The following is a 14,801-nucleotide window of genomic DNA, read 5'->3' as shown; positions in this document are numbered from 1 at the left end:
TTTCTATCCTAGATTTGATAGCCATGTTCCATCAATTAATCTCAATAAAAATGCACTTAATCGTGGCATTTGTCCGAAAAATAGAAGGACTCCCATGAGAATCATCATAATCCCTCCAACTTTCATAATGATTCCAGTTCTTTTTACAATCCATTTCGACGAACCAATGAAAAACGTTAATATTATAAATGGAACTGCAAAACCAATGACATACATAAACGTATAAATAAGACCTTGACTTGGATTGGTAGCAGCAAGTAATAGTATTGATGCAAAAATTGGACCAATGCACGGTGTCCATCCAGCCGCAAAACCTAGCCCAACAAAAAATGTCCCTAAATAACTTGTAGATTTTTTTGAATACTGGAAACGTCTTTCCCTCATAAATACCGGAATCGTTAACCACCCTGCTACAAATAATCCCATAAAGATGATAAAGATCCCGGCTAGCCTCTGTATTAATAATGCTGTATTTCCTATAAATAACTGTTGTAACCATTGCCCGATATAAGAAGCACTAGCCCCTAAGCTAATAAAAACAATACCTATTCCAATTAAAAATATGATTGAGTGGCTTAATATTTTTTTTCGAATCGTAGTACTTTGTTCTGTTTGTATTTCCATTACACTAATTCCTGTAATGTAGGATAAATAAGCGGGAAATAAAGGAAGTACACATGGTGATAAGAAGGAAATAGCACCAGCTCCAAACGCTAAAAGCATACCTACTAGAAGGACTGTATCTGTCTCAATAGTCATATATTCACCTCTTCAATTTGTGATAAATTAGGACACTTAGATTGAATAAAAAGAAAGAGAAAATAAATGGTAACGATAATAAATACCCGAAAAATGATACATATGGTTGTGTAAAGTACATAATTAATGTCCCGGTCAACCAACTAATTAAAAGAATTAAATATAAATTTAACGGTGAGATTTTGTCAATAAAATAATAAAAAAATGTCACAAGAATCATAAAGACAATCATATTCGTCAAAGAGTACCAATTGTGATCTTGTATAAATTGTGTAAATTCAAACATAAAAGAAGCCGTTAACACGACTGGTAACAAGACACTAAGAAAGTTAAATAGATTTAAATTTTTCTGTTTAAAAACTAATCGAGTGAAACTTGCTATTATAGCTAGATAAAAAGCGGTTGAGTCAGCTGGATAGGCTAAAACAGCAAGAGGATCTTTTATAAATATTGTGATATTTAATACTACTTTTGCTATCCACATAAAGATAATAAAGTTCAATAAAAAGTTAACAACTTTTTCAAATTGAATTTTCATCTCTTCCTTGTTTGATGGGCTAATCCAATAATAAATTAGTAGACCTACGATAATACTAAAGAAAATTGATGCTAATGAAATGACCTTTGCTGTACTAGCCATTTGACAACTCCTGCTTTTTTAATAATTTAGATGTATCTGAGCTACTGAACTAAGAAGTTCTTACTCTTCATCATACATACGAATTGAATCCACCATATCATTCAATATTTGTTCATCCATTGGACCAACTACCTTTTGAAAAATACGTCCTTCCTCATCCAAAATATAACTCGTTGGTATTGTCATAACTTCATACAACGTCCCAACATAACCATCTTCATCTAACAGAATTGGAAATGTTAAGCCAAAATCTTGTACAAATTGTTCAATGGCTTGCCGCCCAACATCTTGGTTCGTTAAGTTAACAGCAATAATTTCAATGCCATCATCTTTTTTCTTTTCATAGAAACTTTGCATATGAGGCATTTCGTCTCTACATGGAGGACACCAAGTTGCCCAAAAGTTTAAGATAACAATTTTTCCTTTTAAGTCGGAAAGGTTTACAGAAACACCGTTCATATCGGACAGTTCGAAACCGGGAGCAAATTCAACTTCTGGTAAGGTTTGTCCAGATTCTATATGGCCCGTTTCAGTTAGATCTTCACCTGTATGATCAAATAACTCGTCCACCACTTCTTGTTCAATCGATTGTTCTGTTTTAGCTTCATTTTTTATTGTGGTATTCAGCATTGATTCTTTTGACACAAAGTCAAAAATTACGTAACACACAAGTATTGCTATGATTATGAAAGGAATATATTTTTTCATCCTAATTGCTCCTTTCTTAATCCGTTAATTGGTGGTAATGAATATTGTAAGTAACTTTCACAGAGCCAATAATCGTTTGAATCATCCCGCAATTCTTTATTACTAGTTCTTCTAACTTTTTTAGTTGCTCTTTTGAAAGTTCTTTATCAAATGTGACGTATGCAGTAATATCGATTGCTTCAACACGATTCGCTATTTCCGTATTTCTAATACCCTCCACATGAAAATTTACAGAAGTGAAAGATATGCGTTTTTTATTTAATAACTTTATAAGTAATAAACCACTACACGTAACTATAGAAGTTAACATTAATTCGTAGGGCTTATATCCTTTCAAGCTATCTGTAGAAGCATAAATGTTCCCAAATTCTAAATGTCCAACTAATCGTTCATTTTCAATACTAAATTTCATTTACACATCTCCCTTCACCTGTATTATGGATTGGAAATGTGAAAATTTCGTTAAAATTTAGTATGTTTGGATTTTTTTATTCATTTGTATATCTTAATTTGAAATAACTAAGATCAAACAACTACAAAAAGGATGAGTTTAGGATGATATATATCCTTATCGTCCTAGACTCATCCTTATATAGGTATTTATTTAATATCTCAAAAAATACTAATAGTTAGAAATGTTATTGGTTTATCTTTGCACCATATACAGATGAATATGTTTTCCATCCACCATCAACATTTTTCACTTTGTATCCACTGTTTTTTAAGATTCTACTTGCTAAATAGCCTCTTAATCCTACTTGACAGCTTACATAAACAGGTTGATCTTTTGGAATTTGATTTAGGTGATTTCTTAGCTCATTAAGAGAAATATTAATAGAACCTTTTATATAGCCATTTTCTCTTTCTTTTGCTTCACGAACATCGATTAATAAACCACCGTCTGCAATGATTTGATCTACTTCGTGCCATTGTATCTGCTCTAAGTCACCAAGTAGTACATTCGTTGCTACATATCCTGCCATATTCACTGGGTCTTTTGCAGAAGAATATGGTGGTGCGTAAGATAATTCTAGATTCGTTAAATCTTCTACAGTAAGTCCGCCCTTAATAGCCGTAGCAATAACATCTATTCGTTTATCAACACCATCTGCTCCAATTGCTTGTGCGCCAAAGATTTTTCCTGTTTCTTTATCAAAGATTAATTTTAAGGATATCTGCGCTGCACCTGGGTAATAACCAGCATGAGAACTTGGGTGAATATGAACAACTTCATAAGATATTCCTAGTCTTTTTAAAGTTTTTTCATTATTGCCAGTAGCAGCAACTGTTAAATCAAACACCTTCGCAATTGAAGTACCTAAAGTCCCTTGATACTTCTCATTTTTCCCCATGATGTTATTGGCAGCAATTCGACCTTGGCGATTGGCTGGTCCAGCAAGTGGAATCATAGCTTTTTGGCCATTAATATAATCCACAACCTCAACTGCATCTCCTACAGCGTAAATATCCTGATTAGATGTTTGTAGGTATTCATTTACAACTATCCCTCCACGTTCACCTAATTCTAATCCAGCCCCTTTGGCTAATTCATTTTCCGGTCTTACACCAATTGAAAGTATAGTCATATCCGTTTCAATTTCTGTTCCATCAGATAAAATAACTTTTTTACCATGCTCAGCAAAGGATTGCACGCCATTTTCTAGTATTAAGTTCACACCTTTTTCTTTTAGATGTTTGTGTAAAATACTTGCCATTTCGAAATCAATTGGCGCCATGATTTGATTTGCCATTTCGATAATTGTAACTTCAATTCCACAATCTACTAAGTTCTCCGCCATTTCAATTCCAATAAACCCACCACCAATGACTACCGCTTTTTTAGGCTCTTTAGAATCAACATAGCTCTTAATTTTATCTGTGTCAGGAATGTTTCTAAGGGTAAATAATGTATCATTTTCATTTAAACCAGGAATTGGTGGTATAATTGGTTTAGCACCTGGAGATAGAAGTAATTTATCGTATGTTTCAGTATAAAGTTCATCTGTTTGTAGATTTTTTATCGTCACACTTTTATTCTCAGTATCAATACTAATTACTTCACTTTGGTTTCGTATATCTAGTTTAAATCGTTCAGACATTCCTTCGACTGTTTGAACTAATAATTTACTTCGATCCTTGATAGTTTCGCCGATATAATAAGGTAAACCACAATTTGCGAATGAAATATACTCACCGCGCTCTACAAGTATGATTTCAGTATCTTCGCTAATTCTTCTTAAACGAGCTGCTGCTGTTGCTCCACCTGCAACTCCACCAACGATAATAATTTTCTTTTTCATAATAGTTCCTCCAATAATAGTGTTGATTAATGTTTTTTAAGAATATAAGCAGCCTCGGATACCTATAGGGGTATTATTTATTTGAAATAAAAAGTCGAACTACTTATCGACTTTTAACAAAAAGATTAACAGCTTCTTGAATTGACTCATTCATAGCTTGCTCGTCACCCTGTGCTGCTTGGATACACTCCGCTAAGTTCTGACTTACGATTAAACCGATAGCACGATCCACACCTGAACGAGCTGCAGATAGTTGAGTGATTACTGCTTTACAATCTTTTCCTTCATCCATCATTTTCAAAATACCACGAAGCTGACCTTCTGCTCGTTTAATTCGATTTTTGATTTTATCATCATATGAATTCAACTATCTAGCCTCCCCTTAATGAATCATTCATTATTATACCATATTATACCCCGTAAGGTATAATGTCAACTCCTATAAGTAGTCTAGTATTTCTCTTTACTCGCTAGTTTCAAAGAGGTTTCTTCCCATATACTAGTTATCCATTTGAAAACAGGTATTCCAATACTTTATCTTTAAACTACCTTTCAATAAAAGTTACTTTTTCCATTATTTGTTCAGCTTAATCCATAACTTCTAATGTTTAGGAAAAGAACCTTTACTCCTTTCTAATTAGACTTAGCATTTAGAACTTCTAAGATGCGAACCGGGTCAAATCCGAAGATCCATTCACCATTAATATTTGTTTGAGGAACAGATAATCTTCTCGTCTTCCCAATAAGTTTTATCATTTCTATTGGGTTGATATCTACATTAATTTCTTTATATATTATATTCATGTCTTTCAAAAAGTCTTTAACCATACCACATACAGGACACAACGTGGTGGTGTAGAGTGTTACATCTATTTTCATTTTTATAGCCTCTATTTCTAATATTTATTCTAAAATATTTAATGGTCCACTAATAGATAAGGTGATAATCAGCCTTCACGATTTTGATAAATTTTCTTCTTTATAATACACTTTAATAAAAATTAAAAGAAAAGGCTATTCCCCGAGCATGCGAGAATAGCCTTAATTCATATAACCGTCATAAATCTTCTGTAATTTCTCTTCAAATAGGCTCATATGGACAACACGCGCTTCCCGCAAAAATTCTTTCCCTTCTATAAATAGAAGCATCGCTGGGACCGAAAAAACAGTAAACCGTTCTGCGACTTCCTCCACTTCTGTAGAATTGATGTGTGCGAGTTGGATATTCGGGAACTTTTCCATAAGTTTTCCGATCTGTGGTAAAAGAGCATGACAAACACTGCATCCTGTACGCGAAATATAAATAAAGGATAATGGATTGCTGGAAATAAAGCTGTTTACAGCTTCAATGGTGTGTAACTCTTTGAATGTTCTCATTCTGCACCACCTTTCAGTACATTATAGCTTAGCCACTAGTTAGATAAAAGTAAAGACATCTCAGTTAGTTTATGTTTATATTCATGTTTTCACACACTCACTTAATAGCAACTTCAAACTCACATTTTCCAAACACTCATAAAAACTCTATACTATTCTTATACCAAGTAAAGGAGGTAATTATTTGGCAAGCTTCACAAAGCGCGGTAACACGTGGCAATATGCCATTAGCCGCACAATAGACGGCAAGCAAAAACCAATTCGTAAAGGGGGATTTCGAACAAAAAAAGAAGCACAAGAAGCAGCTTTACAGATGGAATTTGATTTAAAAAACGGAGTACTCGATCCACAAAAGGACTATCCGATTGAAAAATATTTTTTGGAATGGTTCAAGACTTATAAGCGAGATATTTCCGATATAACCCTTAACTCTTATAAAGCAACTCACACCAAACTTCTTAACTATTTTGGAGATAAAGCTATTCAGAGTATTACTAAACGTGAATACCAACAGTTTCTTAATGACATGGGAGAGCAATTTGCTAAAACAACGAATCGTAAAATGAATGGCTTTATACGCACTTGTATAAGGGAAGCAATAGATGAAGGATTAATAAAAACCGACTTTACACGAAATGTTACCATCACCGGAGCAGCTAGTAAAAAATCATCTGAAAAGTTCTTGGATTATGATGCTAGTCAACTACTATTAAAGTATTTACATGCAAATATTGACAATGGTCTTGAATATACGATGTTAATTGTTGCTTTAACTAGCGGTTTACGATACGGGGAATTAGTTGGTCTATCAATTGAAGATATTAATTTTAAAGAAAGCACTGTTAAAATTCATCGACAATGGCGCTATAAAGAGTATGGAGGATTTGGTCCGTTGAAAAATGAATCATCTGAACGAACAATTGGCTTAGATAAGACGACAATGAATGTTTTAAAGAAACAGGTACTAAAAGTTTCAAATCATCCTCAGAATGAAAATCGCCTAGTGTTCTATACATCTGATTCACCAATTCAAGTTATTACTAATGATCGGTTAAATGATGTGTTACGAGCTTCAATAAAAAAACTAAAAATCAAACCTATTTTTACAGTTCATGGTTTACGCCATACTCATGCTAGTGTTCTTCTTTATCAAGATATTTCAGTTCTGTATGTAAGCGAAAGACTTGGTCATGCTTCAATTGATATTACGACTTCTACTTACGCACATCTCTTAAAAGAACTTCGTGAGCGTGATTTATCAAAAACTGCTTCAATTTTTGAGGACTTACTAACTTATAGTGGCTAAATCCTTGTGTAAAATTTGTGTATAAAGTGTATAAAAAGCACCTTTTTCTTTCGGTTTCTTTCTTTTTCTTGTAAAATATAAAAACGCCCCAAACCCCTATATAATAAGGATTTGAAGCATTTTTACTTGGTTCAAACTTCTTCTATCTGAACCCTTCGACGTCCCAGGAGGGATTCGAACCCCCGACCGTACGCTTAGAAGGCGTATGCTCTATCCAGCTGAGCTACTGAGACATTGGTCAAACATGGAAATAATCATGAAAGACAATTATTATTATATGCACTTATTGGTAAACTGTCAATACTATTTGAAAAATAATTTATAAATGAATCAAAAAATTCAAATCGAATCGTTACTCTGATAAGGCATAGTTTTTTGTAAAGATTTCTTTCCCGTTATCTGTATAGCCTGTTACTTTCCACGTGTTATCTTCGAATTCTACAACGGCATAACTTTTTTCCGCAATTGCCCGTGGTTTTAATAGGCTTCCAGGATTCACAAATAATATATTATCCACTAACTCCGTACCTAATACATGGGAATGGCCAAAAAAGGCGACATCTGCCTCCACTTCCTTCGTACGGTATAGTAAATTCATAATGGTGGACTTCACATTTAACAAATGCCCATGGGCGACGAAAATTTTCACACCGTCTACTTCAAACAATTCTTCATTTGGGAATCGGTCGTCCCGGTCACAATTACCGCGCACTTTTTTTACACCATCTAAATAAGGATGATCATAGGAAAGTTCACTATCTCCACAATGTACGATCGCATCGACTTGTGGATTGGCTTCCCTTACCCTTTTAATCACTTCCGCATCTCCGTGGGTATCACTCATTACTAATAACCGCATCATTCCACCTCCTAAAAGACCATCCCAACCATCACTATATGCATGAAGTTATTTTCATATACTTAATTTAAATGGGATATTCCCCGAAACACTATTTCGGGGACCCTTATTATTTTAATTAACCTACTTTACCAAGTTTGGTAATTCTGCTGCCAGCTTACGAATAGCATTTCCACGATGGGAAATCGCTCCTTTTTCTTCTGGTGTTAATTCTGCCATGGCACGGTCTAGTTCTGGTACAAAGAAAATTGGATCATAACCGAAGCCATTTGTTCCCCGTCTTTCATGTAAAATTACACCCTCACATGTACCGAATACTGTATATGTATCCATATTTGGTCCAGCGATGGCTAATGAACAGCAGAAACGGGCAGTGCGTTTTTCGTCCGGTACGCCTTTTAGTTTTTCCAGTACTTTCACAATGTTTGCTTCATCATCATGGTCGCCAGCATAGCGGGCAGAATATACGCCAGGTTCGCCTCCTAGGGCATCTACAGCTAGTCCACTATCATCGGCTATGACTAGTTTTCCAAGCTGTCTAGCAAGCGTCTCAGCCTTTAAAATGGCATTTTCTTCGAAGGTTGTTCCTGTTTCTTCAATTTCTAAATCAGGCGCTACTTCAAACATCGTTACAACTTCGTAACCAAGGGGTGTAAACAATGCTTCGAAGTCCTTCGCTTTCCCTTTATTTTTTGTTGCAATCACAACTTGTTTCATTATGCTTCCTCCTTCGTTGAACCAACTAAGTTTGCTGCTTCTCCAAGGGCATTTTTTTGTAAGGCAATTAATTCGGCAATTCCTTTTTCACCTAAATCTAATAATTGATTTAACTCATCACGGGAGAAGGTTGCTTCTTCTCCTGTTCCTTGGATTTCCACAAAACGACCAGAACCAGTCATTACTAAGTTCATATCGACTTCCGCAGAAGAATCTTCCACATAGTTTAAATCTAATACAGCACCAAGTTCCCTAACAAATCCAACACTCGTTGCAGCTAAGTAATCAACGATTGGGAATTTAGGGAAAGGTTTTTCCTCGTGAATTTTTGCTAATGCTTGTGTTAACGCAACAAAAGCGCCTGTAATGGATGCGGTACGTGTCCCACCATCAGCTTGAATAACATCACAATCAATCCAAACAGTTTTTTCACCTAATGCTTCTAAATCAACAATGGCCCGTAATGCTCGTCCAATTAAACGTTGTATTTCCATCGTCCGGCCATTTACTTTCCCACGAGAAGAATCGCGTTGAGTTCGTTCTGCTGTGGCTCTTGGCAGCATTGAATATTCCGCTGTTATCCATCCTTTTCCTTGGCCACGTAAAAATCCTGGAACTCTATCATCAATTGTTGCTGTACAAATGACCTTTGTATTGCCTACCTGAATAAGGACAGATCCTTCAGGGTGCATTAAATAATTCGTTTCAATTGTAACAGGTCTTAGTTGTTCTACAGCTCTACCATCATGTCTTGTCATGTTAATCCTCCTCGTTGCTTCGCGAAACCCATCTTATCATAATTTATTTTAATTTTCGAGTGGATGCGAATACTAGTGACCTTTGTATTGTTTTTCAAAATAAAAAGCTCGAAAGTAAAAATACTTACGAGCTTCTTAATTATTGGCATGCTAATGGTGCAATAAGAGATAATACCAATGAAGTAAATTAAAGTTTTATACGGCGTATATCTAAATGATTTGACTCTAACCAATTTGTAGCAATCGTTCGAAAAATTGGGACAGAGCCGGTTGTGAAAAACTTATGATAAGGTTCTTCTACCGAAGTATTCAATTGATCATAATACTCTAGTAAATCCTTTACTTCCTTTGCCGTTTCTTCCGCAGAGGAAAGGACAAATACATCCGGCCCTACTACTTTTTCGATATGATGCTGGATAATTGGATAGTGGGTACATCCTAATATAACGGTATCAAACTGTTTATTGGCTAGCGGCTTTAAACCTTTTGCAACTAAGTCGAATGCAAACTGTCCTTCATATTCGCCACTTTCTACAAGGGGAACGAACGTCGGACACGCAAGAGGAATTATTTTCGCCTTCGTACTTAAAGAAAGTAAGGCATTTTCATATGCCCCACTTTTAATAGTACCTTCTGTTGCAAGTACGACGATTTCATTTCGTTTCGTTTTTTTCTCTGCCGCCCTCGCCCCTGCATTAATCACACCGACTACCGGAATCGACATTTTCTTCTGCAAGCTCTCCAACGCGACAGCTGTTGCTGTATTACATGCGATGACGAGCATTTTAATATGCATCTTTTCTAATGCTTTAGCCATTTGCCATGTAAAATGTAACACTTCTTTTCTATTCCTTGGTCCATAGGGACATCTTGCAGTATCACCAATATAATAGATTGTTTCATTTGGTAAAACCTTCATAATTTGCTTTGCAACTGTTAAGCCGCCAACACCTGAATCAATAACGCCTATCGGGGCATTCACAAAAACCGCCTCAATCCTGTTCCATTTGTTCCATTTGTAAATGTAATTTGTGTAGTAATTTCGATAACATGTCAACTTCTTCTTTATCAAAATCAACTAATAACTCTTGTAAGTAATTTTGTCTTTTTTCAATCACTTCTTCGATGATTCTTTCGCCTTCTTGAAGTAAATGAATGTGTACAACTCGGCGGTCTTGATCGTCACGAATACGCACTACTAATTCATTTTTTTCCATACGATCGACTAAATCCGTCGTCGTACTAAAAGCTAAATACATTTTATTCGATAATTCTCCAATTGTCATATCGCCCGATTCATGTAACCATTGAAGCGCTATAAATTGCGGAGGTGTAATTGTGTAATTACTGAGTATTTCCCTACCCTTTTGTTTTATCAAATTCGAAGTAAAGCGAAGTTTCTTTTCTAAAAATGCTATCCTATCTTTGCTATGCCTTTCGTCATTCCTCATCTAGTGCAGTCACTCCTCAAGAATCAAATCAGTCTCAGCGACTTTTGAACCTGTGTGAACACTTAGGAACAAAAACTGTTTGCTGAATAAAATTGCTTTAACTCTATTTTGAAGTGTTTTGGACGAAATAGCAAGCATCCAATCAATGAAGTGATAATTCTTCTAGCCTTAATAATTCAATCAATGCTTGTGATCTACTGGATACGCCCAGTTTCTGAATCGTGTTTGAAATATGATTACGCACCGTTTTTTCGCTTATGCCCAACTTTTGCGAAATATCTTTAGTTGAATAATCCAAGATAAGTAACTGGAATATTTCCCGTTCTCTTTTCGTCAAAAGCGAACGATGCTGCGGGCTATTCATAAGGCAACACCCTCCTATCTCCTCTTCTATGTAAAGTATGATAAGAGTTTAAAGGCTGTGAGGGCATTTTAACTATTTCCCATGCAATATTAATTTTTCTTTTTCATCCCATGGAATTGGTTTTCCTGAAGCTTTATCGATTTGAACAATCGTGCCTCTACCCGTGAAACATGGTTCGTTATTTTCGTTTTTTGCTAGATAGTGAATATCGATGGATGAGTTTCCGATTCGTGCTGCCTTTACATAGATTCGAAGAGTTTCATCAAAATATACTTGTTTTAAATAATCACATTGTAAATCCGCCACAACAGGAATTTTCGTTATTTCCCCTGTGAAGCTGGCAAAACCTAAATATTTCAAAAATTCAATCCGTGCATATTCAAAATATGCAAAGGTTACCGTATTGTTCAAATGTCCAAACATATCGGTTTCCGAAAATCTTACCTTTACCTCGACATAAAATTCGAATTGTTCCTCCCATTTTTGTGGATCTTCAATATAACTTGCTTTCATGTTCGATAACCCCTTCCCCTTTATTTTCCCTATTCTCCCTTTATCATTTTGCTATGGCCATTGAACTAGTAATTCAGCTCGGAAAAGCCAACGGTCATAATTTCTTTTAAGTCCACACAATCATGATGATCCCAATTGGAATCCATCAACTGAATTTAGTGAAACTTAAGGAAGTAAAATGAATAGCGGTTCATTAAATTATAGCAAATCTAGTCCATTTACATAAAGGGGGAGCCGTGACCTTTTTGTCTATGTCGACATTCTTTGAACTAAATTTACGCCATTCGACAAAAAAGTTCCTTTGACTCTACTGAAATGAATGGAAAACAAATAGAAGAAATTAACGATCAAATGTTACAACCCTTTCCTCTGTAACATCGTTCTATCTTATGCAAGACATAATAAAAAGGGTATCTAAAAGTCATAAAAAGACTTAGATACCCTTCATATTTTTTGAAAAGGATTTGTTTCCTATTTCTCCTTCTTCAAGAAGCCAAATGATTAGTCAACCATGTGGTCTGAACCGAAGAAGTTACGGAACATTTGAACAGTTGTTGCACGGTTAAGTGCTGCAATAGAAGTTGTTAATGGAATACCTTTTGGACATGCAGCTACACAGTTTTGTGAGTTACCGCAGTTTGCAAGGCCACCATCACCCATAATTGCATTTAAACGTTCGTCTTTAATCATTGCACCTGTTGGGTGTGTATTGAATAGACGTACTTGTGATAATGGAGCTGGTCCGATGAATGAAGCTTTTTCAGACACGTTTGGACATGCTTCCATACATACACCACAAGTCATACATTTTGATAATTCATATGCCCATTGACGTTTACGTTCTGGCATACGAGGACCTTCACCTAAATCGTAACTTCCATCGATTGGAACCCAAGCTTTTACTTTTTTAAGCGCATTGAACATACGGCTACGGTCAACTTGTAAGTCACGTACAACTGGGAATGTTTTCATTGGTTCTAAACGAACAGGTTGTTCCAATTGATCAATCAATGTTGAACAAGATTGACGTGGACGACCATTAATAACCATTGAACATGCTCCACATACTTCTTCAAGACAGTTCATATCCCAAGTTACAGGAGTAGTTTTTTGTCCATCAGCAGTAACAGGATTTTGTTGAATTGCCATTAATGCAGAGATAACGTTCATACCTGGACGATAAGGGACCTCAAATTTCTCCCAGCGAGATTGTCCACCTTCAGTATCTTGACGAAGGATTTCCATTTTAACAGTTTTTCCAGTTCCTACTGCTGTTGTCATGATTAATGACCCCCCTTATGTTTATGAAGAATAGTCACGTTTACGTGGCGGAATTAGAGAAACGTCTACTTCTTGATAAGAAATTTCAGGTTCGCCAGTTTGTGGGTTGAACTTCGCCATTGTTGTTTTTAAGAAGTTCTCGTCATCACGCTCTGGGAATTCTGGTTTGTAGTGAGCCCCACGAGATTCGTTACGTAAAAGTGCACCTTTCGTAATAACGCGTGCAAGGTATAACATGTTTTTCAACTGACGAGTGAAGTGAGCCCCTTGGTTACTCCATTTTTGAGTGTCGTTGATATTAATGTTTTCCCAACGTTGTAGTAATTCAGTAAGTTTATTATAAGTGTATTCAAGTTTGTCGTTGTAACGAACAACAGTTACGTTGTCAGTCATTAACTCACCAAGCTCTTTGTGTAAAAGGTATGCGTTTTCAGTACCATCCATTTTAAGGATAGCATCCCATCTCTCTTGCTCTTCTTTTACACGAGCATCATAGATTGATTGAGGAAGATCTTCCGCATGTTTCTTTAAGCCTTTTACATATTTAACAGCGTTAGGTCCAGCAACTGAACCACCATAAATCGCTGAAAGTAATGAGTTAGCACCTAGACGGTTTGCACCATGTTGTGAATAATCACATTCACCGGCAGCAAATAGACCAGGAATTTCAGTCATTTGATCATAATCTACCCATAGACCACCCATTGAGTAGTGAACAGCTGGGAAGATTTTCATTGGTAATTTACGTGGGTCATCCCCTACGAATTTTTCATAAATTTCGATGATACCACCAAGTTTAATATCTAACTCATGTGGATCTTTATGAGAAAGGTCAAGGTATACAACGTTTTCACCGTTAACACCTAATTTTTGGTTAACACATACGTCGAAGATTTCACGAGTCGCGATATCACGAGGTACTAAGTTACCATATGCAGGGTATTTTTCTTCTAAGAAGTACCAAGGTTTACCATCTTTATAAGTCCAAATACGTCCACCTTCACCACGTGCAGATTCAGACATTAGACGGTTTTTGTCGTCTCCAGGAATCGCTGTTGGGTGAATTTGAATCATTTCACCGTTTGCATAAGATGCACCTTGTTGGTAAACGATCGATGCAGCAGAACCAGTGTTAATGATTGAGTTTGTTGATTTACCGAAGATAATACCAGGACCACCTGTTGCCATAATAACAGCATCAGAACGGAATGAACGGATTTCTTCTGTTTTCATATCTTGAGCTACGATACCACGGCAATGACCTTCGTCGTCAAGAACAACGCCAAGGAATTCCCAATGTTCGTATTTCGTTACTAAACCATCTACTTCATAACGACGAACTTGCTCGTCCAACGCATAAAGTAATTGTTGACCAGTAGTGGCACCAGCAAATGCTGTACGGTGCATTAACGTACCACCGAAACGACGGAAGTCTAAAAGACCTTCTGGCGTACGGTTGAACATAACACCCATACGGTCAAATAAGTGAATGATACCAGGAGCGGCATCACACATTGCTTTAACAGGTGGTTGGTTCGCTAAGAAGTCCCCACCATATACTGTATCGTCAAAGTGAATCCATGGAGAATCCCCTTCACCTTTTGTATTAACTGCTCCATTAATTCCGCCTTGCGCACAAACAGAGTGTGAACGTTTTACGGGAACTAATGAGAATAATTCAACTTCAGTGCCTTCTTCGGCTGCTTTCATCGTAGCCATTAAGCCTGCTAAACCGCCACCTACGACGATGATTTTGCTTTTCGCCATG

Annotated in this window: 18 protein-coding genes and 1 tRNA gene; 1 reads left to right on the top strand and 18 read right to left on the bottom strand. The window is 36.2% G+C overall.

Going from position 1 to position 14,801, the window contains the following annotated elements:
- Positions 1 to 3: 3 nt before the first annotated feature.
- From ACH0B5_RS03425 to ACH0B5_RS03390, 8 genes are all read right to left on the bottom strand, one after another.
- On the bottom strand, positions 4 to 759 hold the full coding sequence (locus ACH0B5_RS03425; RefSeq protein ID WP_406927388.1) for a cytochrome c biogenesis CcdA family protein: 756 nt from the start codon (positions 757 to 759) through the stop codon (positions 4 to 6).
- A gap of 4 nt (positions 760 to 763) precedes the next feature.
- On the bottom strand, positions 764 to 1,399 hold the full coding sequence (locus ACH0B5_RS03420; protein ID WP_122972346.1) for a hypothetical protein: 636 nt from the start codon (positions 1,397 to 1,399) through the stop codon (positions 764 to 766).
- Between the two features lie 60 nt (positions 1,400 to 1,459).
- On the bottom strand, positions 1,460 to 2,107 hold the full coding sequence (locus tag ACH0B5_RS03415; RefSeq protein ID WP_122972347.1) for a TlpA disulfide reductase family protein: 648 nt from the start codon (positions 2,105 to 2,107) through the stop codon (positions 1,460 to 1,462).
- A gap of 16 nt (positions 2,108 to 2,123) precedes the next feature.
- Entirely contained in the window at positions 2,124 to 2,519 is a 396-nt protein-coding gene (locus tag ACH0B5_RS03410) for an OsmC family protein (RefSeq protein WP_122972348.1), read from the bottom strand.
- Between the two features lie 226 nt (positions 2,520 to 2,745).
- Positions 2,746 to 4,407, bottom strand: a complete 1,662-nt coding sequence (locus ACH0B5_RS03405) for a CoA-disulfide reductase (RefSeq protein ID WP_174232684.1) — start codon at positions 4,405 to 4,407, stop codon at positions 2,746 to 2,748.
- A 103-nt stretch (positions 4,408 to 4,510) separates the two neighbouring features.
- The gene (locus tag ACH0B5_RS03400) at positions 4,511 to 4,774 is read right to left on the bottom strand and encodes a metal-sensitive transcriptional regulator (protein ID WP_122972350.1); all 264 of its coding nucleotides are present in this window, start codon (positions 4,772 to 4,774) and stop codon (positions 4,511 to 4,513) included.
- Between the two features lie 266 nt (positions 4,775 to 5,040).
- Positions 5,041 to 5,286 (bottom strand): glutaredoxin family protein, encoded by a 246-nt coding sequence (locus ACH0B5_RS03395; protein WP_122972351.1) that lies wholly within the window; start codon positions 5,284 to 5,286, stop codon positions 5,041 to 5,043.
- Positions 5,287 to 5,448: 162 nt separating this feature from the next.
- On the bottom strand, positions 5,449 to 5,784 hold the full coding sequence (locus tag ACH0B5_RS03390; RefSeq protein WP_122972352.1) for a thioredoxin family protein: 336 nt from the start codon (positions 5,782 to 5,784) through the stop codon (positions 5,449 to 5,451).
- 184 nt (positions 5,785 to 5,968) lie between these two features.
- Here ACH0B5_RS03390 and ACH0B5_RS03385 point away from each other — a divergent pair, with 184 nt between their 5' ends.
- Positions 5,969 to 7,090, top strand: coding sequence for a site-specific integrase (locus ACH0B5_RS03385; protein ID WP_406927387.1), 1,122 nt, complete (start codon positions 5,969 to 5,971; stop codon positions 7,088 to 7,090).
- A 159-nt stretch (positions 7,091 to 7,249) separates the two neighbouring features.
- On the opposite strand, the gene ACH0B5_RS03380 is transcribed toward ACH0B5_RS03385, so the two are convergent.
- The 10 genes from ACH0B5_RS03380 to sdhA all read right to left on the bottom strand — a co-directional run bounded on the left by ACH0B5_RS03380 (position 7,250) and on the right by sdhA (position 14,800).
- Positions 7,250 to 7,323 (bottom strand) — tRNA-Arg (locus ACH0B5_RS03380).
- 119 nt (positions 7,324 to 7,442) lie between these two features.
- Positions 7,443 to 7,949 (bottom strand): metallophosphoesterase, encoded by a 507-nt coding sequence (locus ACH0B5_RS03375; protein WP_122972354.1) that lies wholly within the window; start codon positions 7,947 to 7,949, stop codon positions 7,443 to 7,445.
- Positions 7,950 to 8,072: 123 nt separating this feature from the next.
- Positions 8,073 to 8,666, bottom strand: coding sequence for an XTP/dITP diphosphatase (locus ACH0B5_RS03370; RefSeq protein WP_122972355.1), 594 nt, complete (start codon positions 8,664 to 8,666; stop codon positions 8,073 to 8,075).
- Positions 8,666 to 9,424, bottom strand: a complete 759-nt coding sequence (gene rph / locus ACH0B5_RS03365; RefSeq protein WP_122972356.1) for a ribonuclease PH — start codon at positions 9,422 to 9,424, stop codon at positions 8,666 to 8,668. The genes ACH0B5_RS03370 and rph overlap by 1 nt, the downstream gene beginning before the upstream one ends.
- A gap of 187 nt (positions 9,425 to 9,611) precedes the next feature.
- Positions 9,612 to 10,406: a glutamate racemase gene (gene racE, locus ACH0B5_RS03360; RefSeq protein ID WP_406927386.1), complete on the bottom strand. Its 795-nt coding sequence runs from the start codon at positions 10,404 to 10,406 to the stop codon at positions 9,612 to 9,614.
- A gap of 10 nt (positions 10,407 to 10,416) precedes the next feature.
- On the bottom strand, positions 10,417 to 10,875 hold the full coding sequence (locus tag ACH0B5_RS03355) for a MarR family winged helix-turn-helix transcriptional regulator (protein WP_406927385.1): 459 nt from the start codon (positions 10,873 to 10,875) through the stop codon (positions 10,417 to 10,419).
- Positions 10,876 to 11,017: 142 nt separating this feature from the next.
- A complete protein-coding gene (locus ACH0B5_RS03350; RefSeq protein ID WP_036198757.1) occupies positions 11,018 to 11,239 on the bottom strand; it encodes a helix-turn-helix domain-containing protein in 222 nt (73 codons plus the stop codon).
- A 72-nt stretch (positions 11,240 to 11,311) separates the two neighbouring features.
- Positions 11,312 to 11,752, bottom strand: coding sequence for an acyl-CoA thioesterase (locus tag ACH0B5_RS03345; protein WP_122972359.1), 441 nt, complete (start codon positions 11,750 to 11,752; stop codon positions 11,312 to 11,314).
- A 501-nt stretch (positions 11,753 to 12,253) separates the two neighbouring features.
- A complete protein-coding gene (sdhB, locus tag ACH0B5_RS03340; protein WP_122972360.1) occupies positions 12,254 to 13,033 on the bottom strand; it encodes a succinate dehydrogenase iron-sulfur subunit in 780 nt (259 codons plus the stop codon).
- 21 nt (positions 13,034 to 13,054) lie between these two features.
- A complete protein-coding gene (gene sdhA, locus ACH0B5_RS03335) occupies positions 13,055 to 14,800 on the bottom strand; it encodes a succinate dehydrogenase flavoprotein subunit (protein ID WP_122972361.1) in 1,746 nt (581 codons plus the stop codon).
- Between the last annotated feature and the right edge of the window lies 1 nt (position 14,801).

Source organism: Ureibacillus sp. 179-F W5.1 NHS, assembly GCF_045369345.1.
Taxonomy (GTDB): Bacteria; Bacillota; Bacilli; order Bacillales_A; family Planococcaceae; genus Ureibacillus; species Ureibacillus halotolerans.
This window is presented reverse-complemented; position numbering and strand designations above follow the sequence as displayed.

Bases quoted from the DNA above. Each gene is read 5' to 3' on its own strand.
- ACH0B5_RS03415 (WP_122972347.1), bottom strand. From the start codon at position 2,107: ATGAAAAAATATATTCCTTTCATAATCATAGCAATACTTGTGTGTTAC.
- sdhA (WP_122972361.1), bottom strand. From the start codon at position 14,800: ATGGCGAAAAGCAAAATCATCGTCGTAGGTGGCGGTTTAGCAGGCTTA.
- ACH0B5_RS03345 (WP_122972359.1), bottom strand. From the start codon at position 11,752: ATGAAAGCAAGTTATATTGAAGATCCACAAAAATGGGAGGAACAATTC.
- ACH0B5_RS03425 (WP_406927388.1), bottom strand. From the start codon at position 759: ATGACTATTGAGACAGATACAGTCCTTCTAGTAGGTATGCTTTTAGCG.
- ACH0B5_RS03420 (WP_122972346.1), bottom strand. From the start codon at position 1,399: ATGGCTAGTACAGCAAAGGTCATTTCATTAGCATCAATTTTCTTTAGT.
- ACH0B5_RS03395 (WP_122972351.1), bottom strand. From the start codon at position 5,286: ATGAAAATAGATGTAACACTCTACACCACCACGTTGTGTCCTGTATGT.
- ACH0B5_RS03375 (WP_122972354.1), bottom strand. From the start codon at position 7,949: ATGCGGTTATTAGTAATGAGTGATACCCACGGAGATGCGGAAGTGATT.
- ACH0B5_RS03370 (WP_122972355.1), bottom strand. From the start codon at position 8,666: ATGAAACAAGTTGTGATTGCAACAAAAAATAAAGGGAAAGCGAAGGAC.
- sdhB (WP_122972360.1), bottom strand. From the start codon at position 13,033: ATGACAACAGCAGTAGGAACTGGAAAAACTGTTAAAATGGAAATCCTT.
- ACH0B5_RS03350 (WP_036198757.1), bottom strand. From the start codon at position 11,239: ATGAATAGCCCGCAGCATCGTTCGCTTTTGACGAAAAGAGAACGGGAA.
- ACH0B5_RS03355 (WP_406927385.1), bottom strand. From the start codon at position 10,875: ATGAGGAATGACGAAAGGCATAGCAAAGATAGGATAGCATTTTTAGAA.
- ACH0B5_RS03390 (WP_122972352.1), bottom strand. From the start codon at position 5,784: ATGAGAACATTCAAAGAGTTACACACCATTGAAGCTGTAAACAGCTTT.
- ACH0B5_RS03410 (WP_122972348.1), bottom strand. From the start codon at position 2,519: ATGAAATTTAGTATTGAAAATGAACGATTAGTTGGACATTTAGAATTT.
- rph (WP_122972356.1), bottom strand. From the start codon at position 9,424: ATGACAAGACATGATGGTAGAGCTGTAGAACAACTAAGACCTGTTACA.
- ACH0B5_RS03405 (WP_174232684.1), bottom strand. From the start codon at position 4,407: ATGAAAAAGAAAATTATTATCGTTGGTGGAGTTGCAGGTGGAGCAACA.